The organism is Gemmatimonadales bacterium, from assembly GCA_019637315.1.
Classification (GTDB): domain Bacteria; phylum Gemmatimonadota; class Gemmatimonadetes; order Gemmatimonadales; family GWC2-71-9; genus SHZU01.
On sequence record JAHBVU010000007.1, the window covers coordinates 138,491 to 160,500 of the forward strand.

At 65.4% G+C, this 22,010-nt stretch carries 26 protein-coding genes; 15 read left to right on the forward strand and 11 right to left on the reverse strand.

Annotated elements, in window-relative coordinates:
- The first annotated feature begins 43 nt into the window (after nt 1-43).
- From KF785_08670 to ccoS, 12 genes are all read left to right on the forward strand, one after another.
- Nucleotides 44-337, forward strand: coding sequence for a helix-turn-helix transcriptional regulator (locus KF785_08670; GenBank protein MBX3146833.1), 294 nt, complete (start codon nt 44-46; stop codon nt 335-337).
- Entirely contained in the window at nt 334-813 is a 480-nt protein-coding gene (locus KF785_08675; protein ID MBX3146834.1) for a RidA family protein, read from the forward strand. The genes KF785_08670 and KF785_08675 overlap by 4 nt, the downstream gene beginning before the upstream one ends.
- Nucleotides 810-1,754: a threonine/serine dehydratase gene (locus tag KF785_08680; protein ID MBX3146835.1), complete on the forward strand. Its 945-nt coding sequence runs from the start codon at nt 810-812 to the stop codon at nt 1,752-1,754. The genes KF785_08675 and KF785_08680 overlap by 4 nt, the downstream gene beginning before the upstream one ends.
- A 28-nt stretch (nt 1,755-1,782) precedes the next feature.
- Nucleotides 1,783-2,214, forward strand: coding sequence for a hypothetical protein (locus tag KF785_08685; GenBank protein ID MBX3146836.1), 432 nt, complete (start codon nt 1,783-1,785; stop codon nt 2,212-2,214).
- Nucleotides 2,215-2,370: 156 nt separating this feature from the next.
- Complete coding sequence (gene ccoN / locus KF785_08690; protein ID MBX3146837.1) at nt 2,371-4,581, forward strand: cytochrome-c oxidase, cbb3-type subunit I; 2,211 nt, start codon at nt 2,371-2,373, stop codon at nt 4,579-4,581.
- A complete protein-coding gene (locus KF785_08695) occupies nt 4,578-4,793 on the forward strand; it encodes a cbb3-type cytochrome c oxidase subunit 3 (protein ID MBX3146838.1) in 216 nt (71 codons plus the stop codon). The genes ccoN and KF785_08695 overlap by 4 nt, the downstream gene beginning before the upstream one ends.
- Nucleotides 4,794-4,800: 7 nt before the next feature.
- Nucleotides 4,801-5,355: a c-type cytochrome gene (locus KF785_08700; GenBank protein ID MBX3146839.1), complete on the forward strand. Its 555-nt coding sequence runs from the start codon at nt 4,801-4,803 to the stop codon at nt 5,353-5,355.
- Nucleotides 5,356-5,486: 131 nt separating this feature from the next.
- Nucleotides 5,487-6,758, forward strand: coding sequence for a cytochrome c oxidase accessory protein CcoG (ccoG, locus tag KF785_08705; GenBank protein ID MBX3146840.1), 1,272 nt, complete (start codon nt 5,487-5,489; stop codon nt 6,756-6,758).
- On the forward strand, nt 6,755-7,318 hold the full coding sequence (locus tag KF785_08710; GenBank protein MBX3146841.1) for a FixH family protein: 564 nt from the start codon (nt 6,755-6,757) through the stop codon (nt 7,316-7,318). Before ccoG ends, KF785_08710 begins: the two co-directional genes overlap by 4 nt.
- Nucleotides 7,319-7,321: 3 nt before the next feature.
- Nucleotides 7,322-8,044 (forward strand): sulfite exporter TauE/SafE family protein, encoded by a 723-nt coding sequence (locus tag KF785_08715; GenBank protein ID MBX3146842.1) that lies wholly within the window; start codon nt 7,322-7,324, stop codon nt 8,042-8,044.
- Nucleotides 8,034-10,514 (forward strand): cadmium-translocating P-type ATPase, encoded by a 2,481-nt coding sequence (gene cadA, locus KF785_08720; GenBank protein MBX3146843.1) that lies wholly within the window; start codon nt 8,034-8,036, stop codon nt 10,512-10,514. The genes KF785_08715 and cadA overlap by 11 nt, the downstream gene beginning before the upstream one ends.
- Nucleotides 10,511-10,753, forward strand: a complete 243-nt coding sequence (ccoS, locus tag KF785_08725) for a cbb3-type cytochrome oxidase assembly protein CcoS (protein ID MBX3146844.1) — start codon at nt 10,511-10,513, stop codon at nt 10,751-10,753. Before cadA ends, ccoS begins: the two co-directional genes overlap by 4 nt.
- Here the strand turns inward: ccoS and KF785_08730 are convergent.
- Nucleotides 10,716-11,330 (reverse strand): hypothetical protein, encoded by a 615-nt coding sequence (locus KF785_08730; GenBank protein MBX3146845.1) that lies wholly within the window; start codon nt 11,328-11,330, stop codon nt 10,716-10,718. The two genes, ccoS and KF785_08730, sit on opposite strands and share 38 nt — an antisense overlap.
- Nucleotides 11,331-11,450: 120 nt before the next feature.
- Here KF785_08730 and KF785_08735 point away from each other — a divergent pair, with 120 nt between their 5' ends.
- From KF785_08735 to KF785_08745, 3 genes are read left to right on the forward strand one after another with little or no spacing between them, the layout of a single operon-like run.
- Nucleotides 11,451-12,461 (forward strand): zinc-binding dehydrogenase, encoded by a 1,011-nt coding sequence (locus tag KF785_08735; protein MBX3146846.1) that lies wholly within the window; start codon nt 11,451-11,453, stop codon nt 12,459-12,461.
- A complete protein-coding gene (locus tag KF785_08740; GenBank protein MBX3146847.1) occupies nt 12,458-13,969 on the forward strand; it encodes an acyl--CoA ligase in 1,512 nt (503 codons plus the stop codon). Before KF785_08735 ends, KF785_08740 begins: the two co-directional genes overlap by 4 nt.
- A 38-nt stretch (nt 13,970-14,007) precedes the next feature.
- Nucleotides 14,008-14,901 (forward strand): DMT family transporter, encoded by an 894-nt coding sequence (locus KF785_08745; GenBank protein ID MBX3146848.1) that lies wholly within the window; start codon nt 14,008-14,010, stop codon nt 14,899-14,901.
- Here KF785_08745 and KF785_08750 read toward each other — a convergent pair.
- The 10 genes from KF785_08750 to KF785_08795 all read right to left on the reverse strand — a co-directional run bounded on the left by KF785_08750 (nt 14,896) and on the right by KF785_08795 (nt 22,006).
- Nucleotides 14,896-15,792, reverse strand: a complete 897-nt coding sequence (locus KF785_08750; GenBank protein MBX3146849.1) for a F0F1 ATP synthase subunit gamma — start codon at nt 15,790-15,792, stop codon at nt 14,896-14,898. The two genes, KF785_08745 and KF785_08750, sit on opposite strands and share 6 nt — an antisense overlap.
- Nucleotides 15,779-17,326 carry an alternate F1F0 ATPase, F1 subunit alpha gene (locus tag KF785_08755; protein ID MBX3146850.1) on the reverse strand — a complete coding sequence of 516 codons (1,548 nt, stop codon included), beginning with the start codon at nt 17,324-17,326 and terminating at the stop codon, nt 15,779-15,781. The genes KF785_08750 and KF785_08755 overlap by 14 nt, the downstream gene beginning before the upstream one ends.
- Nucleotides 17,319-18,104, reverse strand: a complete 786-nt coding sequence (locus KF785_08760; protein ID MBX3146851.1) for a F0F1 ATP synthase subunit delta — start codon at nt 18,102-18,104, stop codon at nt 17,319-17,321. The genes KF785_08755 and KF785_08760 overlap by 8 nt, the downstream gene beginning before the upstream one ends.
- A gap of 4 nt (nt 18,105-18,108) precedes the next feature.
- Nucleotides 18,109-18,348, reverse strand: coding sequence for a F0F1 ATP synthase subunit C (locus KF785_08765; protein ID MBX3146852.1), 240 nt, complete (start codon nt 18,346-18,348; stop codon nt 18,109-18,111).
- Nucleotides 18,349-18,388: 40 nt separating this feature from the next.
- Nucleotides 18,389-19,099 carry a F0F1 ATP synthase subunit A gene (locus KF785_08770; protein ID MBX3146853.1) on the reverse strand — a complete coding sequence of 237 codons (711 nt, stop codon included), beginning with the start codon at nt 19,097-19,099 and terminating at the stop codon, nt 18,389-18,391.
- 13 nt (nt 19,100-19,112) lie between these two features.
- Complete coding sequence (locus KF785_08775; GenBank protein MBX3146854.1) at nt 19,113-19,433, reverse strand: ATP synthase subunit I; 321 nt, start codon at nt 19,431-19,433, stop codon at nt 19,113-19,115.
- The gene (locus KF785_08780) at nt 19,426-19,755 is read right to left on the reverse strand and encodes an AtpZ/AtpI family protein (GenBank protein ID MBX3146855.1); all 330 of its coding nucleotides are present in this window, start codon (nt 19,753-19,755) and stop codon (nt 19,426-19,428) included. Before KF785_08780 ends, KF785_08775 begins: the two co-directional genes overlap by 8 nt.
- Nucleotides 19,739-20,137: a F0F1 ATP synthase subunit epsilon gene (locus tag KF785_08785; protein ID MBX3146856.1), complete on the reverse strand. Its 399-nt coding sequence runs from the start codon at nt 20,135-20,137 to the stop codon at nt 19,739-19,741. Before KF785_08785 ends, KF785_08780 begins: the two co-directional genes overlap by 17 nt.
- A gap of 5 nt (nt 20,138-20,142) precedes the next feature.
- A complete protein-coding gene (atpD, locus tag KF785_08790; protein MBX3146857.1) occupies nt 20,143-21,537 on the reverse strand; it encodes a F0F1 ATP synthase subunit beta in 1,395 nt (464 codons plus the stop codon).
- Nucleotides 21,538-21,661: 124 nt separating this feature from the next.
- Entirely contained in the window at nt 21,662-22,006 is a 345-nt protein-coding gene (locus KF785_08795; protein ID MBX3146858.1) for a nuclear transport factor 2 family protein, read from the reverse strand.
- Nucleotides 22,007-22,010 lie beyond the last annotated feature (4 nt).

Here is a 22,010-nt window from a genome sequence, read left to right on the forward strand (position 1 = left end):
TAACTTGCTAACCGTGCCCGAACTCCTCGACGTTCTCCGAGCCATGAACAGCGACAAGCGATTGCAGATCCTGACCTGGCTCGAGCACCCGACACGGCACTTTCCGGCACAGGTAGACGGTGATCTCGAGACTGACGGCGTCTGCTCGGTTCTGATTGCTCGCCGGCTCAAGGTCAGTGAGCCGACCACATCGCGGCACATGAAGATCCTGGTCCGGGCCGGACTGGTTCGGGCCAAGTCGATCAAGCAATGGACCTTTTACCGCCGTGATGAGCGGGGTATTGCCCAGGCCAGGCGCCAGATCGATGGAGTCCTCCGCACTCAGAGGAGACCATGACCAATCCAGATGACCTGCCCGAGGCGCGCCTGCTTCGGTCGGGACTCACGCTTCCCACAATCGGGGCAAGCCCGGGGAATTTCCTTCCCTTTACCCGGACTGGGCGGCTGCTCTATGTCTCGGGTCAGATCCCGATCGGTCCGGATGGGCCGATCACCGGCCAGGTCGGCTCCACCGTCAGCGAGTCGGCAGCTCGGGAGAGCGCCCGGCTGGCTGCGCTGCGCGTCGTTGCCGTCATCCGCCTGGCGCTGGGGTCGCTCGACCGGGTTGCCCGCATCGTCAAGGTGAATGGCTACGTCAACGGGGTGGCAGGATTCGGGGGTCAGCCGGCCGTCATCGACGGCTGCTCAGAGCTCCTGGTCGAGATCTTCGGCGAACGCGGTCGTCATGCGCGGGCCGCGATCGGAGCCGCGGGTCTCCCCTTTAACGTCCCGGTTGAGGTCGAAGTGATCGTCGAAGCGGTTGACGAGTGGTGAATTCGCCGACTGCGAACCTCCCCAGCCGGGCAGACGTCGAACGAGCCTATTCGGTCATTTCACCCTTCATCCGCCAGACTCCGGTCTTGACGGTTGCCGGCCGAGACCTGGACCTGGCAATCGAGTCGGTCACTCTCAAGCTCGAGACCCTCCAACGGGCAGGCTCCTTCAAGATTCGGGGCGCCTTTACCAACCTCCTCACGCGCCGGATTCCGCCAGCTGGTGTGGTAGCGGCATCCGGCGGCAACCACGGGGCCGCAGTCGCGTGCGCAGCCGGAATACTGGGCATCCCAGCCCGAATCTTCGTGCCGGCGACAGCAGCGCCACTCAAGCTCGACCGGATTCGCCAGGCTGGTGCACAAGTTGAATCGGAAGGTGCAGGCTACGCCGAAGCGCTGGCCCGGTCAGAGGTTTGGACCCGAGGCAGCGGAGCGCTCGCGATCCATGCCTTCGATCAACCTGAGACCATCTGCGGGCAGGGAACGCTGGCGCTCGAGATCTCTGCCCAGGTACCTGACGTCGACACCGTGCTGGTAGCGGTCGGGGGCGGGGGGTTGCTCGCGGGGATCGCGACGTGGTACGGCGGGGCGCGGCGGATCATTGGCGTCGAACCCGAGCGGTCACCTACTCTGAAACGCGCGCTCGAAGCCGGGCAACCAGTCGATGCCCCAACGGAAAGCTTCGCAACGTCACTCTCTCCCCGCCGAATCGGCGATCTGGTCTACCCGATTGTGGCCCGCCTTCGCGACAAGCCGATCCTGGTCACCGATGACGAGATCGTCGCGGCCCAGCGCACCCTCTGGGACGCGGTGCGAATCTGGCCCGAGCCCGAGGGAGCGGCAGCCTTCGCCGCGCTCACGTCGGGACGCTACCGGCCGGCCCGCGACGAACGCGTGGTCGTGGTTGTCAGCGGCGGCAACGCGACCATGCCATCCGCCTGAACACCGTCGACTCGGGGAGGAGCCTCGCATGGGACGCATTGTGTTCGCAGCCACGCTGCTCGGATACGCCCTCGTACCCGTCGCCGCGCTCCTGCTCCTCCGGTCGACCGACCGAGAACTCTCACTGATCCTCCGCGATGCTGGGATCGCGACCATCCCGATGATCGCCCTGGCTCTGATTACCTGGCGTCTCGTCTGGCCCCGGTGGAAGCTGGTCGCCAAGGTCGTCGTTCACCCCTTCCTCTATGCCATCCTCTCGATCTTCCTGGGCGCTTGGAGCATCCTGATTGCCTGGATTCACCAAGGCGTGCTCGGGCTCGGGGGTCATATCTGGTTCAGCCGGAGGCACGGCTTCACTTGGTATGCCGTCGAGGATCCGGACCGATACGTCGCCCTGTCCAAGGCCATGGTCAGTCGGCTCGACGGGACCCCGCCCGCCCCCCCTGCCTCGGAGACATGAAGACGACCTCATAATCGCTCAACATCCACTTCACGCCCCCCCAGAGAACTTCCCAGCGCCAACATCGCTATCCGCCCGAGAACCGACGGCGGGCCGGTGCGACCACCGGCGGACCTGCGCGGTCCGGCGATCGTGATCACGACAAGGAGATCGGGTATGGGCGGATCCGCCGTCGGGACCGCGCCGAGCGAAGGATTGCTCGACGAGTTCACCTACGATGATGCCATCGTCCGGAAGTTTCTCATTGCGACTGTGGTGTGGGGTTTGATCGGCATGCTGGCCGGATTGCTGGTGGCGCTCCAGATGGCCAATCCGGCTTTCAATCTGGGCATCGAGTGGACCTCGTTCGGTCGACTCCGGCCCCTGCACACCAACGCGGTCATCTTCGCTTTCGGCGGCAACGCCTTCTTTACTGGCGCCTACTACTCAACCCAGCGGCTGCTCAAGGCACGCATGTGGTCGGACGGGATGTCCAAGTTCCACTTCTGGGGCTGGCAAGCCATCATCGTCGCCGCTGCGCTGACGCTGCCGCTGGGTATGACCCAGGCGAAGGAGTATGCGGAGCTGGAGTGGCCGATCGACATCGCGATTGCCGTCGTCTGGGTCGTCTTTGCCGTCAACTTCCTGATGACGATGATCCGCCGCCGCGAACGCCACCTCTACGTGGCGATCTGGTTTTACATCGCGAGCATCGTCACGGTCGCCATCCTGCATATCTTCAACAACCTGTCGATCCCAGCCGGGCTCTTCAAGAGCTACTCGATCTATGCCGGGGTCCAGGATGCCTTCATGCAGTGGTGGTATGGTCACAATGCCGTCGCATTCTTCCTGACGACACCGTTCCTCGGTCTGATGTACTACTTCATGCCGAAGGCGGCTGAGGGGCCGGTCTTTTCCTATCGGCTGTCCATTCTCCACTTCTGGTCGCTCGTCTTTCTCTACATTTGGGCTGGTCCGCACCATCTGCACTACACCGCGCTGCCTGAATGGGCATCGACGCTGGGCATGCTCTTTTCCGTGATGCTTTGGGCTCCGAGCTGGGGCGGCATGATCAACGGCCTGCTCACGCTGCGCGGTGCCTGGCACAAGGTGATCGACGACCCGATCCTCAAGTTCTTCGTAGTCGGCATCACCGCGTACGGCATGAGCACCTTCGAGGGCCCGATGCTCTCGATCAAGAGCGTCAACGCCCTGGCTCACTACACCGACTGGATCATCGCCCACGTTCATACCGGCGCTCTGGGCTGGAATGGCTTCATCACGTTCGGCATGATCTACTGGCTCCTGCCGCGCCTGTTCCAGGCCCCGCTGCATTCGAAGAAGCTCGCGGAGGTCCATTTCTGGATCGGCACGCTGGGCATCATCCTCTATGTACTTGCGATCTACTCGGCCGGCGTGACACAGGGCCTGATGTGGCGCGCCTTCGACGACACCGGCCGCCTGACCTACCCCGACTTCGTCGAGACGGTGGTCCGCCTGCTGCCGATGTACTGGGTTCGCGTTGCGGGCGGCTCGCTCTACATCATCGGCGTCGTGATCCTGCTGTACAATGTGATCATGACCTGGCGGAATCGGCCCGCCCGGTATGAGGAACCTGTTGTTCGCGCCGCCCCGCTGACGCCGGCGTACTCGGCTCCTGCGGCAACACCGGTCACCGGCGGCCTGCTGGCCCGGTTCCGGTCGATGGCATTCCATCGCCGGTGGGAACGGATGCCGGTCCTCTTTACCGTGCTCACGACGCTGGCGGTGATCATTGCGTCACTGTTCGAGATCCTGCCGACCTTCCTGATCCGGTCGAACGTCCCGACCATCGCGTCGGTCAAACCCTACACGCCACTCGAGCTGTACGGCCGCGACATCTATATCCGCGAGGGATGCTTCAACTGTCATTCACAGCAGATCAGACCGCTGCGGTACGAGACCGAGCGGTACGGCGAGTACAGTAAGCCGGGCGAATCAGTTTACGAGCATCCGTTCCTGTGGGGTTCGCGACGGATCGGACCGGACCTGGCGCGCACCGGCGGCAAGTATCCGAACCTCTGGCACGTTCGGCACTTCGAGAATCCGCAGGAGATCGCGGCCGGGTCGATCATGCCCCCATATCGCCACTTCAGCACCCGCACGATCGACTGGGACGTGCTTGGTAAGCGGGTCGGAACCATGGCGATGCTCGGTGTGCCCTATGGCGAGGCGGTTACCAACGCACAGCCGATGGCCAAGACCCAGGCGGAGGCGATTGCGCGGGACATCGAGGCCGCCGGCGGCCCCAAGGGGCTGGCTGACAAGGAAATGGTGGCCATCATCGCGTATATGCAGCGTCTCGGTCGTGACATCTCGACCAGCGCCACGACGGCAGGTGCACCGTGAAGCTCTCCGACATCATGGGCAACGCCGGTCTCTCGGCCTATGCCCAGGTAGCACTGGTGTTCTTTCTGATCGCCTTCGTGCTGATCGTCTGGTGGGTTTTTCGTCCCGCTTCCCGCTCACGCTGGGAAGCGGACAAGAGGATTCCGCTCGAGGACGGTCAGAACGGTACCGTTCCGGACAACACGACACCGAACCATTCCAAGACCCGGTGAGGCACGGATGAGCGAAAAGGATCGGCTGGTCGAGCACGAGTACGACGGCATTCAGGAGTATGACAACCCGATGCCACGGTGGTGGGTCATCATCTTCTGGGCCACCATCATCTACTCGATCGTCTATGCCCTCAACATCGGCGGCATCGGCAGTGGCAAGGGTCGCGTCGCAGAATACGAGGCTGACATGGCAGCCTGGCGCGAGGCTCACCCGCAGGGCGCAGGCCCGGCCGATCCGGCGGCACTCCTCGCGTTGGCAGAAGATCCCGCCGCGAAAGCGGAGGGAGGTGCGATCTACCAGCGCTACTGCGCCGCATGCCACGTCGCCGACGGCGGCGGCCTGATCGGACCGAACCTGACCGATGATTACTGGCTGCACGGAGGCAGTATCGATAGTGTCCACGCCGTCATCGTCGATGGCGTGCTGGCCAAAGGCATGCCACCCTGGGGCAAGACACTGACACCTGCGCAGATCGATCAGGTGACCGCGTACACCTGGTCCCTGCGCGGTACCACGCCCAAACAGGCCAAGGCGCCTCAGGGCGTGCTCGTTCCCAGGTGAGCACCAACGCCCCCGCACCCGCCGGCCGCGTTCTCCCGACTCTCAACGAAGACGGGACGCGCAACTGGCTGCGGCCAAAACCCTCTACGGGGCGCTGGTGGCACCGGCGGCGCGCGGTGGCTTATCTGCTGATGACGGCCTTCATCGCGATCCCGCACATCAAGATCAACGGGAAGCCCGCCATTCTTCTCGACGCACCTCGCCGCGAGTTTACTCTCTTCGGCACCACGTTCCTGCCAACGGACACGGTGCTGTTGATGCTCCTGCTCGCGACCCTGGTGATTGCCGTGTTTCTTTTCTCGGCGCTGTTCGGACGAGTCTGGTGCGGCTGGGGCTGTCCGCAGACCATCTACCTCGAGTACCTGTACCGCCCCATCGAGCGCCTGGTCGAAGGGGGCCGCAGCGGCTCCCTTCGACTTGATCGGAATCACGGGCACTTCCACCCGCGAAGACTGCTCAAGTACGCGATCTACCTCGCGCTTTCCCTACTGCTGGCGCATACCTTCCTGGCGTACTTCGTAGGGGTCGACGCGCTGGCCCAGTGGGTCCGGCTGTCGCCGCGTGAGCATCCCGTCCCCTTTCTGGTCATGGCGGTGACGACCGGTCTCGTCTTCACCGACTTCACCTGGTTCCGCGAACAGACCTGTCTGATCGCCTGTCCCTACGGTCGCTGGCAGTCCGCGCTGCTCGATCGGCAATCGCTGGTCGTCGCCTATGACTACAATCGCGGCGAGCCGCGAAGCCGCGGTAAGGTGCGCCCAGAGGGGGCAGGCGACTGCATCGACTGCGTAGCATGTGTCACCACCTGTCCCACCGGCATCGATATCCGTAACGGACTCCAGATGGAGTGCGTCCACTGCACCCAATGCATCGATGCCTGTGACAGCATCATGGCCCAGGTCGGGAAGCCGCCCGGCCTGATCAGATATGCCACGCAGGATGCCCTCGCAGGCAAGCCCGGGAAACGGCTCCGTCCCCGCGTCGTCATCTACCCGTTGCTGCTGCTCATGTTCCTCGGCGCCTTCATCGCTGTGCTGGGCACCAGGTCGAGCGCCGACATCACGCTTCTGCGCAGCACCGGCGAGCCATTCCAGCTGGAGGCCGATGGAAGCGTTGCCAATCAGATCCGGATTCGAATTGCCAATCGCAGTGCCCAGGTCCGCACGTACACCATTGCTATCGACGGCGCGGAGGTTGGAACCGTCATCACACCGGAAAGCCCCCTGAGCATCGAGCCCAACAAGCTGCGAACCACCAGCGCCTTCATCCTGCTGCCGCGTACCGCCTTCAGCGGCGGGCGGCGGGATGTGACGGTCCGGATCAGTGACGACCAGGGACTCGACGAGCGGATCCCCTTCAACCTGCTCGGTCCGACCGACTCCATCGGAGGCACCAATCCATGAGCCGTCTGTTCCGCAAAGACCGAATCTGGCCTGCCGCCATCACCCTCGTCCTGTTGGGCAATGTTGCCCTGGGCATCACCTTGATGCGCGTCGCCTCGGCTGATCCGCACTTTGCCGTCGAGCCGGACTACTACCGGCGCGCGGTAGGGTGGGATACCACTCAGGCGCAGGTTCGCCGCTCAGCTGAACTCGGCTGGCGTGTCCATCCGACGCTGGCGCCCGTGTCCGGCGACTCCACCCCCCTGATCATCCTGCTCACCGACCGTGACGGCGCACCGCTCGATGCCGCCACGATCGATGTCGTGGCCCGGCCGATTGCCCATGCCAACCGAAGCGTGACCAGTACGCCGACCCCGCAAGGCGATGGCAGGTACACCACGACCATGGCCATCGATCAGCCCGGCCTCTGGGAGGTCGTCGTCACGGTGGACCGCGCGGGCGAGCGACTGGTCGCCCCGCTGCGCATCGACGCCAGCTACGATGCAGTCGGCACCCTGGTGACCCGACGCCCCGGTGAGCCTGATCCGGCGCGTGTCGCAGCCGGGCTTCGACGAGAGTAGCCAATGAACACGCTCGCCCCTGCCGTGCTGGGAGCCTCGCTGCTCGGCAGCGTGCACTGCGCCGCGATGTGCGGGGCGTTCACCTGTCTGTACGCCGATCCCGACCCGCAGGGTGGTCGCGGACGAGCGGCGCGGCGCCATCATCTCGCCTACAACCTCGGGCGGCTGGCCTCGTATCTCCTGCTCGGCATCTCGGCCGGCGTCGCGGGTGCCTGGCTCGGCCCAGCGGCGGCGCTGGCAACCGGCCTCCTCCTGGTCAGCTGGGGCATTCACGCCCTGCTTCGCGCCAAGGGCGTGCGACTCGGCGCACCACAGGTTCCTGGCTTCTGGCAGCGCGCCATGGGCACGGTGCTGCTCCGGTTTCGCGATCGCGCGCCAGCAGTCCGTGCGGCCACGACCGGGCTCGCGACAACCCTGATGCCGTGCGGCTGGATGTGGGCCTTCGTCGCCGTAGCTGCGGGAACCGGATCGGCGCTGTCCGCTGCCGCTGTGATGAGCCTGTTCTGGGTCGGCACCCTCCCGATGATGCTCACTGTCGGCGCGGCAGCCCAGCGGCTGACCGGGCGGTTTCGCACCCGGCTGCCGCTGGTGAGCGCCGTCGTCATCATCGTGCTCGGGCTGGCATCGATCGCGCTGCACCTGGGTGTTCTGCCAGGCGGCAATGCCCTGCACCGTCTGCTGCCGGCGGTGCCCGGCTTCGAAGCGGCTCATCATCATGGCCCGTGACGTGACGGCGACCATCGGAACGCCCTGTGCGCATTGCGGCCTCGCCGTTCCCCTGGATGCGAGCCGGGCAGATGGCAGTCCGTCGTTCTGTTGCGCCGGCTGCGCAACTGCCTGGGATATTCTCCACGCCGGCGGGTTGGAACGGTACTACGAACTCGGCGAGCGGCGCGGTATGGCCGTGGCCAGCAGCGGACGGAACTACGCCGAGTTCGACCACCCTGCCTTCGAGGAGCTGTACGTGCGCCACGATGCCGACGGCACCGCCAGCGCAGAGCTCTACCTGGAGGGCGTGCACTGCGCCAGCTGCGTCTGGCTGGTCGAGCGGGTACCATTGCTCGTGCCGGGAACGTTGAGCGTCGAGCTGGACGTGCGCCGGGCGCTGGCACAGGTGCGCTGGTCGCCGGCGCAGGCACCTCTTTCGACCATTGCGCAGACACTCGACCGGCTCGGCTACCCGCCCCATCCGTTCCGCGGCGTTGCCCGCGAAGCCATGCGTCGGCGCGAGGATCGGGCTGCGCTGGTTCGGATCGGCGTGGCTGGCGCCATTGCCGGTAACGTGATGCTTCCGGCGCTGGCGCTGTACTCAGGAGAGTTCCACGGGATGGAGGAGGCCTATCTCGGGCTGTTCCGGTGGGTCTCGCTGCTGCTCACAATTCCCGCGTTTCTCTTTCCGGGCCGAGTCTTCTTTACTGGCGCGATAGCGGCATTGCGCACCAAGTCGCTGCACATGGATTTGCCGATTGCCATCGCCCTGGCGGCAGGTTTCATTCGCGGAGCAATCAACACCATCACCGACAGCGGGCCAATCTACTTCGATGGCCTGACCATCCTGATCTTCCTGCTGCTGGCGGGGCGATACCTGCAGCAACGCGGCCAGCGTGCAGCAACCGATGCCTCCGAGCTGCTCTTCTCGCTGGCACCGGGTGCCGCACGCGTCGTTGCGGCCGACGGCACCGAGCAGGAGCTGCCGGCGGTTGCCTTGCTCCCGGACATGGAGATCCTGGTGCGCGCCGGCGAAACCTTTCCCGCCGACGGACTCGTTTCATCGGGCACTACCACCGTCAACGCTGCACTGCTGACGGGCGAATCGGAGCCGATCCGGACCGGGCAGGGCGACCGCGTCTACGCCGGCACGCTCAATGTCGGAGCCCCGGTTCGCGTTCGCGTCGAGGCAGCCGGCAGCGGCTCGCGACTCGCCCGGCTGCTCCGCCAGGTCGAGGAAAGCGCGGCACGTCGCGCCCCGGTAATCGCGTTTGCCAATCGACTCTCGGGCATCTTCGTCGCCGTGATCCTGACGCTCGCAACGATCACGTTCCTGATCTGGCTGCCACGGGATTCGGCCGCCGCCTGGGACTATGCCATTGCGCTGCTCATCGTGACCTGTCCCTGCGCACTGGCCCTCGCGACGCCGCTGGCCGTCACCGTCGCGGTTGGGCGCGCAGCCGGTCGGGGCATCTACATCAAGGGCGGCGATGCGCTGGAGCAACTCTCGACTCCAGGCGAGCTGATTCTCGACAAGACCGGCACCCTGACCGAAGGGCAGTCGACACTGGTTGAGTGGCACGGCGACCCGACAGCCCAGGCGTTGGTGCTCGCACTCGAATCCGGCTCCTCCCATCCGCTTGCCGACGGGTTCCGACGCGCTTGGCCCGATGCACCACAGCACGAGGCAACTGAGGTCAGGCACGTGACCGGCGGCGGAATCGTCGGTACGGTCGCCGGACGCGAGGTCGTGCTGGGCTCGCCCGCCTTCGTCGGTCGCTACGCTGAGGACGGTGAACGCTGGCTGACCCGGCTGACCCAGCCGACCCTGACGCCGGTGCTCGTCGCCGTCGATGGCCGCGTGATCGCCATCGCCGGCCTGGGTGACCGGATTCGGGCAGACGCCGCGGCGGCGCTGACCGCGCTGCGCGCGCGCGGCTGGCGCACCCTGCTGCTCTCGGGCGACGATGCCCGGGTTGCCAAGGCCGTCGGCGCCGCACTCGGTTTCGGACCGGACGAGATCATCGGCGCCGCTACACCGGAAATGAAGCAAGCAGTCGTCGAGACGCGGCGGCAAATGGGTGGACGAACCGTTGTTATGGTGGGAGACGGCGTCAACGACGCCGCGGCCATTGCCGCCGCCGACGTCGGCATCGGTGTACACGGAGGTGCGGAGGCATCGCTGTCGAGCGCTGATGCGTACCTGACCACGCCGGGACTCACACCGCTGGTCGAGCTGGCCGATGGCAGCGCCCGCACCATGCGTGTGATCAAGCGGAACATTGCCTTCGCATTGGGCTACAACGCGCTCGGTGTGCTGTTCGCCATGACCGGGATCCTGTCGCCTCTCGTGGCGGCGATCCTGATGCCGGCTTCGTCCGTCACCGTCGTGACCGCCAGCTGGTTCGGACACACCTTCGGCCTGCAGCAGTCGGCCAGCCGGAGCGAGCCACTTCAGGCCTCCTCGAACCTGGCGGAGGCGGCATGAGCATCCTGTTCGTGGTGCTTCCTCTGGCCATCATCGTTGCAGGCGCAAGCGTCCTGGCCTACGTCTGGTCCGCACGTGCCGGACAATTCGACGATCTCGACACCCCGGCGGTGCGGATGCTGTATGACGACGACGTCGGGACGCCCCGGTCGCCATCTCCTCCCAAACGCGCCCCGGACGCACCCCCAGACCGGCAAGACGCTACCGTGCCGAGTGGCGAACCCGAGCGCGAGGCGTAAGGTAGGGCCAGAGCAGGGTGCGAAGGTCCTGCCTGACGAGACGCCGAAGCGATCCGACTGGTGCGTAGGCCCAGGCGGTGTAGGTCCCGACCCAGGTAATCCAGACTGCCCGGGCCAGCGCCGCACGATCGAGCCCGGGCGCAATCCATCGTTCCATCACCGCACGGTCGATGATGGCACGGATTCGTCCGATGACCAGCGTCTCGCGCGCCTTGGCAGCCCTGGCGCCCCCTGGTGTCGCGAGGTGCCCGGGATCGTAGAGATACGAATTGGAGAGGAGGTAGAGCCGCGCCGCGTTCCGGACGGCGACCTGCGCCAGCCTGTCGATCAACGCCCCGATCGGGTCGCCCTCGAGATCGAGATCGTCGAGGACCGCATCGAGGATTCTACGATCGGCACGGTCCTCGATCAGAGCCAGCAACCTCCCGCGCGACCCGAATCGCTGAATCAGCCGAGCGGCGGTCAACCCGACCTCGGCGCCAATTTCGGCCAGCGTGACATGACGTCCGCGCCGGCGGACGACGCGGATGGCTTCCGCCAGAATCTCGTCATCCGTTTTCGCGGCGCGGCGGCTCATCTCGATCTCCGAATGGCGGGCGAGGCTTGCTTGCCCGTGGCCGGACAATCATTACCTTAATTCCATTAAGTATACGCCGGTACTCTGACCGGCCTCAACCCATCTGGTACGAGGCACTGCATGCGGGCTGTCGTTACCGTGGCGCACGGCGGGCGGGACCAGCTCGTCTATCGCACCGATTATCCCGATCCAACCCCCGGCCCCACCGATGTCCTGGTTGCCGTGGCAGCGACGGCTCTCAACTATCACGACATCTTCACCCGTCGCGGCATGCCCGGGATCCGGATTCCCCTGCCGATCGTCGTGGGGTCGGACATCGCGGGCACGGTCGCATCGATCGGTTCGCAGGTAACCCGCTGGTCCCCCGGCGATCGGGTGGTGATCGACCCGGTGTACCGCGGAGGCAACCGGTTCGGCATGATTGGCGAGGTCGCCGATGGTGGGCGCGCCGAGTTCGTCTCTGTTCCCGAGACGCAGCTGATTCGTGTGCCGGATGCTGTATCACTCGAGGACGCAGCGTCGCTGCCGCTGGCGTATGCCACCGCGCACCGGATGCTGGTCACCCGGGGTCGAGTCCAGGCCGGCGAGCGCGTCCTGGTACTGGGTGCGAGTGGCGGTGTGGGCGTCGCGTGCGTTCAGCTGGCCAAGCTGCTCGGCGCTGAGGTCGTCGCATGCGCCAGCTCAGCCGCGAAGATCGCCCGCCTCGAAGCACTCGGCGCCGATCATTGCATCAACTACCAGGAAACGCGTTTTGTCGACGGGGTCCGTGCGCGGTATGGCAAGCCACGCATCACTGGTGAAGGCGGCGTCGATGTGGCTGTCAACTTCACCGGAGGCGACACCTGGATCGAAACCCAGAAATGCGTTCGGGTGGGTGGGCGCATTCTGACCTGCGGCGCGACTGCCGGCTTCGACCTTCGTACCGATGCGCGCTACCTCTGGACCTTCGAGCACGAGATGATCGGCTCGAACGGCTGGACCCCGGACGACATCGTCCGGCTGATGGCGATGATTGCCGAGGGACAGCTGGCACCCGTCATCGACACGCGGTTGCCGCTCGACCAGGCGGCCGAGGGTGAACGATTGCTCGAGGACCGTGAAGTTGTCGGCAAGGTGCTGATCATACCATGATCGATCGCGTCAATCTGGGCAACGTTACCTCGAGTGAAGCGCCGGACCATCCGGCCTTCATCGATCTCCGCACACCGGGCGCGCCGGTAACCTGGTCGACAGCCACCCTCGACGCTACCGCCAACGCCGTTGCCCGCGGGCTGGTCCGACTCGGCCACGCGCCGGGGACCCGAATCGCGATCCTGGCGGAGAACCGGGCAGAGTTCCTGGCGGTCTATTTCGGCATCCTCAGGGCCGGCATGGTCGCTGTTCCGATCAATTTCAAGCTGCCTGCGGAGACGGTCGCGTTCATCTTCGCGGACGCTGACATTGCGGCGGTCGTGACGGACCAGGAACGGGCGGGTCTCGTACCCGAAGGGGTTGTAACGATCCGATTCGATGACCCCGGGCCACACGGTTTTCAGCAGTTCCTGGATGCCGGCCCGTGGGAGACAGTCCACCCTGGCCCGAACGATCTGGCCAAGATCCTCTATACCTCCGGGTCGACCGGACGTCCCAAAGGCGTGCCCCTGCTCCACGAGGGCCAGCTCTGGGCACTCCGGAAGTACTACGTGGGCTGCGACGCCGGGCGACGGGACGTCACGCTGGTCGTCGCGCCAACCTATCACAAGAACGGCCTCTTCTTCTCCACGGTGGCGGTGTCGAACGGGATGACCATCGTGTCGCTGCCGCGTTTCGAAGCCCGGCAGTACCTGGAGACGGTTGCCGCCTATCGCTGTACGGTCTTGTCAGGCATTCCCACCATGTTCGCGCTGATTGCGCGAGAGCGCGAACTGCTGGCGCAGCTCGACCTCCGGCACGTCCGCCAGGTACTGATCGGCTCTGCTCCACTGACTGATGCGCTGCTTGCGCAGGTCCAGTCGATCTTTCCGGACGCCGTCATTGGCAACAGCTACGGGACGACCGAGGCCGGCCCGTGCCCCTTCGGCCCGCACCCGGCTGGCCTGGCGCGACCGCCGCTCTCGCTTGGGCACCCGTGGCCTGATGTGGAGTGGCGCCTTGCCGGCGGGTCGTCTCCCGACGAAGGTGTCTTCGAGCTGCGCAGCCCGGCCCTGATGCCCGGCTATCTCAACCTCGACCGCGTCACGGCCGAGCGAGTTCGGGATGGGTGGTATACCACTGGCGACCTGATGCGTCGCGACGTGGACGGGTTCTTTTACTTCATTGGTCGGGCGGACGACATGTTCGTCTGCGGCGGTGAGAACGTCTACCCCGGTGAAGTCGAGGGGGTGCTCGAGCGGCATCCGGGCGTGGCGCAAGCTGCGGTCGTCCCGGTGGCCGACGAGATCAAGGGCCAGATCCCGGTAGCGTTCGTGGTCGCAACGCCAGGGCAGGCCATCTCGGAAGCAGAGCTTCGGCGTTATGCGCTCGACCACGGTCCCGCCTATGCCCACCCCCGCGCGGTCGTCGTCGTTCCGGAAATCCCGGTCGCGGGCACCCACAAGGTCGACCGCCACCGGCTGATCGAGGAGGCCACCAGGGTGATTCGAGGTCGCGGCCGCCGTTAGGTTGCCAAATCGTCGGCGGTAAGGCATGGTACGGCGACATGAATCCAGCCAGGACCGCGGGCCTCACCGCGCTCGCCCTCACGGCGTTTGCTGCCAACTCCGTTCTCTGTCGGCTTGCGCTGGCCGAAGCAGTCATCGACCCCGGAACCTTCACCGCGCTTCGGCTCGTGGCCGGCGCGGTTACGCTTGGCGCGCTGGTTCGGAGCCGGCCGAGCGCTTCGAGAAGCTCAGGACGGTCCTGGTGGCCAGCCGTGCTCCTCTTTCTGTATGCGGTTCCCTTCTCGTTTGCCTATGTCGGCCTGAGCACCGGTACCGGAGCACTGCTGCTCTTTGGCACCGTGCAAGTCACCATGATTCTGGCCAGCCTCCGTCGAGAGGGGCGTCCGCGACCGGGCCAGTGGGCGGGCCTGGCCGTCGCGTTCGGGGGGCTCGTGTACCTGCTGCTTCCGGGCGTCACGGCACCGCCAGTCGCCAGTGCAGCATTGATGGTCGTAGCCGGCGTGGCGTGGGGGTTCTACTCGCTTGCTGGGCGGGGGTTGCCTGACCCTCTGGCGCAGACCGCGACCAACTTCGGGCGGACGGTTCCGATGGCCGCGATCCTGCTCCTCGCAACCTGGAGCGGGGACGACCTCGAACTGCGCGGCGTCGTGCTGGCCGTGATCTCTGGAGCGCTGGCTTCGGGCGTCGGCTACGTCATCTGGTATCAGGCGCTGCGCGGACTCACCGGGATAGCAGCAGCAGTCGTCCAACTCGCCGTGCCGGTCATCGCAGCGGCCGGCGGTACGGTGCTCCTCGCTGAGCCGGTCACCATCCGGCTGGCGGTGGCGAGCGCGCTCGTCCTGGGTGGCATCGGCTTGGCGCTCAAGGCGGGGGTGACGCCATCAGGTGTCCTAGTGCCCGGTAGAAGGTCGGGACGACACCGTCCGCTATGAGGTATGATCCCGGCGCGCCAGGACCTGATAACCAGAGACGATATCCAGGAGCTCGGTCGTGATCGATGACTGGCGGTGCAGATGAAACTCTCCTCGAAGGACCAGCAACCGATCGTCGACATTCCGCTCAGCAGCATGCATGGCGGCACGACGGCTGGCGTGCTCGCTCGCGAGTGACTCCGCAGCCGCTCGGCAGAGCGTCACGAACAGGTACTGGCGCACCACCGAAGTAAACAGCGAGGTCCAGTCACCCGCCGCCATTGGAAGCGCCCGAGGGCGCCATGGCTCAGCCGCCAATGCCTCGAGCCTGGCGCGTTCGAACGGCAGCACCGTACGGACGGTCGGCCGGAAGATGGCACCGCTATATGGACGATTGAAGTACACCCGAATTCCGTCCGTCGAGCCCGCGGTACGCCAACCATCGATTCGGGCGAGCAGTTCCTCAACCAGGGCTCCAATCAGCGCAGCCGATGCCGGGAGCGACAGGGTCGCTTCCGGCTGCGCGCCACCATCGGCCAGGCGCGCACCAATCCGGGCCCCGACAGCCAGTACCGGACCGCGGGCCTCTGCGCGGCGAGCCTGGTGCTGATCGAGAAAGTAGGCTGCGATCCTCTCGTTGAATGCTCCGCACAAGCCCTGATCGGACCCAAACACGATCGCGCCCGCCCGGTGGACGGCCTCGTCGCCAGCGATCTCGCCAACCGCGCCGGGTCGTGTATGAAGCAGGATCTGCAGCCCATAGTCGACGTTCTGGGCATATTCCTCCAACGCCGCAGCCGCGACCTCGTACTGCCGGATACTCACCGTCGCAAGCGCCTTCATCGTGCGAACAATGGAACGCAGATCCTCAGCGGTCTCCAGCCGCCGCCTGATCCGCTCATACGTTTGCATCAGACCCCGCTCGCCACGTGTCGAGGTGACGGCCAGCCACCGTCAGGATCTGGTCACGCTGCGTATCGGCCAGACGATCTCCCCTCCTGATGGCGGCAGCCACGTCCGGGAGCTCGCGGACGACGGCATCGCGAACCAGCGCTTCCGCCTCGGCGATGCGGGAAACCGAGAGGTTGTCGAACAACCCGGACGTGACGATGAGCAGCGTGATCACCTGCTCCGCAGCTGGCACGGTTGCAAACTGCGGCTGCTTGAGCACTTCGCGGACCCTCTCGCCGCGGATCAGCGTTCGCCGGGTCTCCTCATCGAGGCGAGTTCCAAAGCGCGTGAATGCCTCCAGTTCCTCGAACTGACTGTACGCCAATCGAAGGTCCGCCGCGATGGCGCGATACGAGGCCAGCTGCGATTTACCGCCCACCCGGGACACGGACAAACCAACGTCCACAGCCGGAAGAACCCCTTTCTGGAACAGGCCAGGAGACAAGTACACTTGGCCATCCGTGATCGAAATGAGGTTGGTCGGAATGTAGGCCGACAGGTTCTGGGCCTCCGTCTCGACGACGGGCAGCGCCGTGATCGAGCCGCCCCCAAACTCCGGCCGCAGGCGCGTCGCGCGCTCGAGCAGACGGGCATGCAGGTAAAAGATGTCGCCCGGGAACGCCTCCCGCCCTGGCGGCCGGTGCAGCAACAGCGAGAGCTCGCGGTACGCCTGGGCGTGGCGAGTCAGATCGTCGTAGACGATCAGCACGTCCCGCCCGTCCTCCATGAAGTACTCCGCGATGCTGGTTGCTGCGTATGGAGCGATGTACTGGAGGCCGGGCGCCGCCTCGCCGGGTGCCACGACGACGACCGAATACTCGAGGGCGCCGCGCTGCCTGAGCTCAGTTACGAGGCCGGCAACCGAGGCAGTCTGCTGTCCAATGGCGCAGTACACGCAGATGACGTCCTGATCGTGCTGATTCAGAATCGTATCCAGCGCCAGCGCCGATTTGCCCGTCTGGCGATCGCCCAGGATGAGCTCCCGCTGGCCCCGACCGATCGGCACCAGCGCATCGACAACCTTGAGCCCCGTCTGGAGCGGAACGGTGACCGGCGCCCGGTGAATGATCGGACGCGCCTCCCGCTCGACCGGCCACCGAGCCGCGGCGCGGACCTGCCCGCCGCCGTCCAGCGGATGCCCCGTCGGATCAATGACTCGGCCGAGCAGCCCGGGGCCGACCGGGACATCGGTTACCCGACCGGTCCGACGCACCTCGCTCCCGGCCACGATGGCTCGGCCATCGCCCAGGAGAATGACGCCCACCTCGTCGGGGTCGAGATTGAACGCAAGCCCGGTCACCCCGGCAGCGAACTCAACCAGCTCCTCCGCACCAACCCCAGGAAGGCCGTCTACCCGAGCCGTCCCCTGTCCGACCGACCGAACTGTTCCTACCTCACGGAGCGTCAGGCCGGGCTGGCGGCTCCGATTGGCCGCCGCGAGAAGGCCTGGAGTCCCGTCGAGCGCGGACAAAAGCTGCGCATTCGATTCAATCACGGTCGCGATCCGGAATCGGCTCGGCAGCCAGCATCTCACTCATGGCATCTTCGAGCGACTGAAGGTAATCGTCGATGGCCCAAGCGACCTTCCATCCTCCGGCCCGCAGTTCGACCCCGGCCACGAGGGCCGGGTCGGTCTCGAACCGCATGTCGCCCTCGTACGCGGCGGCGACCCCGACCGCACGCCGAACCTCCATCTCTTGCTCCGCAGACAAGGGAAACGCCGTTCGGACAACCGGCTGGCGTGCACCGGCGTCGCGGGCGGCCGTTCGAATCCGCTCTCGGGTCTCGGAGTCGAGCGTCGCCAGCCGCTCCGTAAAGCGAGTCACCAGCCGCGCCTCTATCTCCGTATCGGCCATCTCCCGGAGCGCCTGCCGGATCACAGCCAGGCTTTCGTGACCTACCCGGCGACGGAGCTCGCGAACGAAGGCCGCCCGCTCCTGCTCCAGCCCATGCTGCCACCGCGCCCGCAGTGCCTCGACCTCAGCCCGTGCCACGCGAACCTGTTCCAGCCGCATGGCCTCGAGCTCGGCCCGAGTCTCAGCCAGCCGACGCTCACGGTCCGACTCGAATTCGGCAGTCAGCCGCCGGTACTGCTCGCCCTCCGCGGCTGCCGCCTCACGCAACTGTCGGGCGTCCTCCGTTTCCGCGCGAATCCGTTCTTCACGCGTGCGCATGACCCGGGTGACGGGGTCATACAGAAAGCGCCGGAGCAACCAGACCAGCAACGCAAAGTTGATGATCTGCGCAACGACGGTAAACGGATCGATCAGCAACTGCTTATCCGCCGGCGCGCGAAAGCAACGCGGCCCAGAAGGGGTTGGCAAAGATCAGAACGATCGCGATGACAAAACAATAAATGCCGGACGACTCAATGATCGCGAGGCCGATGAACAGCGTTCGACTGATCGAGTTTGCCTCATCCGGCTGCTGTGCGATCGAGGCCAGTGCCTGGACGATGGCGCGGCCTTCGGCGAGGGCCGGGGCTACCGATCCGACGCTCACCGCCACGCTGGCCATGATGATGGACACGATCCCAACCCAATCAAGCCCCCCTAAGCTAGCCATCGGTGCTCCTCTGTCGTTCCGATGTGGCGACCACCTCGTCATGCGCTCGAGTGGCCGAAGCGATGTACACCATCGCCAGGACGGCGAAGATATATGCCTGAATGACGCCGATCAGCAGCCCGAATGCCTGCATGATGGCGGGGACGAGCAGCGGCGCGAGACCGAGCAGGAGAGCGACGATTACCGTGCCACTCATCATATTGCCGAACAGCCGCAGCGCCAGCGCGAGCGTACGGGACAACTCACCCAGGATCGTGAAGGGCAGGATGAACAGCGACGGCTGCGCATATTGCTTCAAATAGCCGCGAAGCCCGTGCTCCCGAATGCCGAACACCGGCACCGCAACAAAGACGCAGAGCGCCAGCGACGCCGTGGTCGACAATGAACCGGTCGGGGCGTGGTATCCCGGCACGATGCTCAGCACGTTGGAAACGAGGACGAAGAGGAACAGCGTTCCTACGAAACTGAGTACCGGTCCAGGACGTTGTCCGCTCACCTCGCGGATCTGATCGAGAATGAGCGACACGACCGCCTCGAGAATGTTCTGACCGCGGGTGAGGGTGCCGTCGGTTCGCAAGCCACGTCCCAGCAACCATGACGCGCCTGCCAGCAGGATCATCACGGCCCACGTCCAGACCAGGGTGGCATTGACCTTGACCACACCCCACTGCCAGAAGACGATCTCGTCCGGAGTCAGATCCACTCCCGTTCCCTCCTTACGAACCTGACGGGGGATCGCCGGCTGGGCTGGGTTGCCCGGGCCGGTCTGGCGCACCCACGACGCGAATCAGGATCGTGCGCGCCACCAGGAAGCCCGCAACCGATACCAACAGGGGAACGACCTGTCCACCGGACAACAGGACGATACCCGCCGCGGCTCCCGCGGTCCGAACCAGGAAGCTGCCGACCACGAGCAATGCCGGGAATCGAACCGTCGCGATCCGACGCACGGTCCACCACAATCCTCCAAAGTACAGCAGGCCGAGCCCAAGACCGCCAGCTGCGGACAGCAGTGACCTCGCAACGACCTCAGTCATTGGTTCCGCCCGGATCGCTGCCCTCGTCCTTCGACTGAATCGCACGTTGCTCGAGCGAGACCCAGTACCAGGCGTTCCAGCACCCGATTACCAGGCCAGCCACCAGCAGCATCAGCGTCCAGGAGTACCGGCTCGGCCAGCGGGCATCGATCCATACGCCAAGCGCAACACCCAGAACGGTGGGCAGCGCGATCGACCAGCCGACCATACCGTACATGCCAAGCCCGAACCAGGTGCCGCGCTCCCGATGGCGGCGAGCACGCTGACGGCGTCGGGCGCGGCGGGCAATGCGGCTCGCCAGCGGATCATCGGGCGCCGACACGATCCTCCAACTCCATCAAACGGCGGATGAAGTCCGCTTCGAGGCGAGCGACGGCGCTGCGCGCCTGACGGGTCCGCTCGTCGACCGCCCGAAACTCTTCCTCGACCAGAACGTGTAATCGATCCGGATCGTCGCCGAGAACCCCCCGCGGGGTGGACACCGTTACCAGGGCACCGCGCTTTACCATCAGACCGCCGTCGACCGCCGCAAACCGTTCCTCCCCGCCTGGCAACAGGTAGGATACCAGGCCGGGCACAAGGGCAGCCAGAACGTCCGTGTGCCGCGGCAGCAGCGTAAAGCTCCCGTGCAACCCGTCGGCTGTAACCTTCTCGACCGTCTCGTCAGTCAGCACCTCGGTTGCCAGCAGGATCTTCAATCGCATTGGACCTACCGCCCGGCCGCGTCGGAGATCGGGCCGATCATGTAGAGGGCCCGCTCTGGCAGGTCGGCGAACTCGTCTCCGAGGATCCGCTCGCAGCCGTCGAGCGTGTCATTCAGGCTGACCGCCTTCCCTGCCATCCCGGTGAACTGCTCGGTGGTATGGAAGGGCTGGGTCAGAAACCGCTCCAGACGGCGTGCCCGCTGCACGATGCGGCGATCCTCAGCCGACAGCTCTTCCAGGCCAAGCATCGCAATGATGTCCTTGAGGTCTTCATAGATTGCCAGCGTGCGACGAACCTCACGAGCAACTTCGTAGTGCCGAGTACCCACCGTCGTCGGTCGCAAGATGCTCGAGGACGACTGCAGCGGATCGACGGCAGGGTAGAGTCCCTCGCTGGCCCGCCGCCGAGACAGCACCACCGACGCAGACAAATGGGCAAAGGTGTGTACCGCGGCGGGATCAGTGAAATCGTCAGCAGGGACGTAGACAGCCTGAACCGACGTGATCGCTCCATTCTCCGTATTGCTGATTCGTTCCTGCAGTTCCGCCAGCTCCGTTGCCAGCGTGGGTTGATAGCCAACCCGTGACGGAATGCGCCCCAACAGGCCCGACACCTCCGCACCGGCCTGCACAAACCGGAAGACGTTGTCGATCAGCAGCAGCACATCCCGTCGCTCACGATCGCGGAAGTGCTCGGCAATGGAAAGTGCGGCATGACCGGCCCGAAGACGGGCGCCTGGCGGCTCATTCATCTGCCCGAACACCATCACTGTGTTCTTCAGCACGCCCGCTTGGTTCATCTCCCGGTACAGCTCCTCTGCTTCCCGGCAACGCTCCCCGATTCCGCAGAAGATGCTGACACCTTCGTACTGCCCGACCATGTTGTGGATCAGTTCCGTGATAACGACCGTCTTGCCAACGCCGGCACCGCCAAACAACCCGGTCTTTCCGCCACGTTCCATCGGGGACAGCAGGTCGATGGCCTTGATGCCGGTAACCATGACTTCGGCCGTCGTCGCATGCGCAGTGAGTGGGACGGGTTTTTGCAGGATTGGACGCCTCTCAGCATCCGGGAGCGCGGCACCGCCGTCGACCGTCTCGCCGAGCACGTTGAGCATTCGGCCCAAGAGCGCGGAGCCGACCGGTACGTCGAACTGCCGACCGGTATCGATGACAGGCACACCGCGCGCCAGGCCCCACGTCGGGGTCAGGGCAACGGCCCGAACGGTATGCTCATCCAAGTGACTGAAGACTTCGAGAACCACGCCGCCGTCCGCTCCTGCCTCGAGCCGGCTGTGCATGGCCGGAAGCGAACCGGGGAACCAGGCATCGACAACGTTGCCACGAACTGCGGCCGTACGACCGGTACTCCCTGCGAACCGCCCCCCTCGACCCACCATAGTCACACCTTCTCATCCTCGGAGGCAGCCCGGCAGCTGATCACCTCAGCGAGAGCCTACCTCGCACCGGCGCCGCGGTCGGTCGAGGACGCCGACCCGACCCCATGCGACATCTGGCTCCTGATTATACCAGCGGCACGTAGAAATACGACTGGCGCCGCCAGATCGCGCCATCCTTGAAGCGGTAGCAGTCGGCAAAGGCGATATCCACCGGCGTGCCGTCCGTCCTGGCGCCGACGAAACGACCCCAGGAAGCACCTGCATCGCCCTCGATGACAAAGGCCTCGAAGCGATGCTCACCGCGGATGGCTCTGATCCGCCGGTAGAAATCGAGCACGGCCTCTCGGCCGTTCAGCAACGGAAACCCGGGGCGATCGTACGTCATTTCCGGATGAAAGAACGGGGGCAGCGCGTCCCAGTCTGTCGCATCGATGGCGCGGAACATCGCTTCCAAGTCAGCTCGTGTCATTATC

Coding starts and splice junctions, on each gene's coding strand:
- atpD (MBX3146857.1), bottom strand. CDS start 21,537: ATGGTGGGTCGAGGGGGGCGGTTCGCAGGGAGTACCGGTCGTACGGCC.
- KF785_08735 (MBX3146846.1), top strand. CDS start 11,451: ATGCGGGCTGTCGTTACCGTGGCGCACGGCGGGCGGGACCAGCTCGTC.
- KF785_08730 (MBX3146845.1), bottom strand. CDS start 11,330: ATGAGCCGCCGCGCCGCGAAAACGGATGACGAGATTCTGGCGGAAGCC.
- KF785_08715 (MBX3146842.1), top strand. CDS start 7,322: ATGAACACGCTCGCCCCTGCCGTGCTGGGAGCCTCGCTGCTCGGCAGC.
- ccoS (MBX3146844.1), top strand. CDS start 10,511: ATGAGCATCCTGTTCGTGGTGCTTCCTCTGGCCATCATCGTTGCAGGC.
- KF785_08740 (MBX3146847.1), top strand. CDS start 12,458: ATGATCGATCGCGTCAATCTGGGCAACGTTACCTCGAGTGAAGCGCCG.
- KF785_08700 (MBX3146839.1), top strand. CDS start 4,801: ATGAGCGAAAAGGATCGGCTGGTCGAGCACGAGTACGACGGCATTCAG.
- ccoN (MBX3146837.1), top strand. CDS start 2,371: ATGGGCGGATCCGCCGTCGGGACCGCGCCGAGCGAAGGATTGCTCGAC.
- KF785_08775 (MBX3146854.1), bottom strand. CDS start 19,433: ATGACTGAGGTCGTTGCGAGGTCACTGCTGTCCGCAGCTGGCGGTCTT.
- KF785_08670 (MBX3146833.1), top strand. CDS start 44: ATGAACAGCGACAAGCGATTGCAGATCCTGACCTGGCTCGAGCACCCG.
- ccoG (MBX3146840.1), top strand. CDS start 5,487: ATGACGGCCTTCATCGCGATCCCGCACATCAAGATCAACGGGAAGCCC.
- KF785_08685 (MBX3146836.1), top strand. CDS start 1,783: ATGGGACGCATTGTGTTCGCAGCCACGCTGCTCGGATACGCCCTCGTA.
- KF785_08750 (MBX3146849.1), bottom strand. CDS start 15,792: ATGCAAACGTATGAGCGGATCAGGCGGCGGCTGGAGACCGCTGAGGAT.
- cadA (MBX3146843.1), top strand. CDS start 8,034: ATGGCCCGTGACGTGACGGCGACCATCGGAACGCCCTGTGCGCATTGC.
- KF785_08675 (MBX3146834.1), top strand. CDS start 334: ATGACCAATCCAGATGACCTGCCCGAGGCGCGCCTGCTTCGGTCGGGA.
- KF785_08785 (MBX3146856.1), bottom strand. CDS start 20,137: ATGCGATTGAAGATCCTGCTGGCAACCGAGGTGCTGACTGACGAGACG.
- KF785_08745 (MBX3146848.1), top strand. CDS start 14,008: ATGAATCCAGCCAGGACCGCGGGCCTCACCGCGCTCGCCCTCACGGCG.
- KF785_08795 (MBX3146858.1), bottom strand. CDS start 22,006: ATGACACGAGCTGACTTGGAAGCGATGTTCCGCGCCATCGATGCGACA.
- KF785_08710 (MBX3146841.1), top strand. CDS start 6,755: ATGAGCCGTCTGTTCCGCAAAGACCGAATCTGGCCTGCCGCCATCACC.
- KF785_08765 (MBX3146852.1), bottom strand. CDS start 18,348: ATGGCCAGCGTGGCGGTGAGCGTCGGATCGGTAGCCCCGGCCCTCGCC.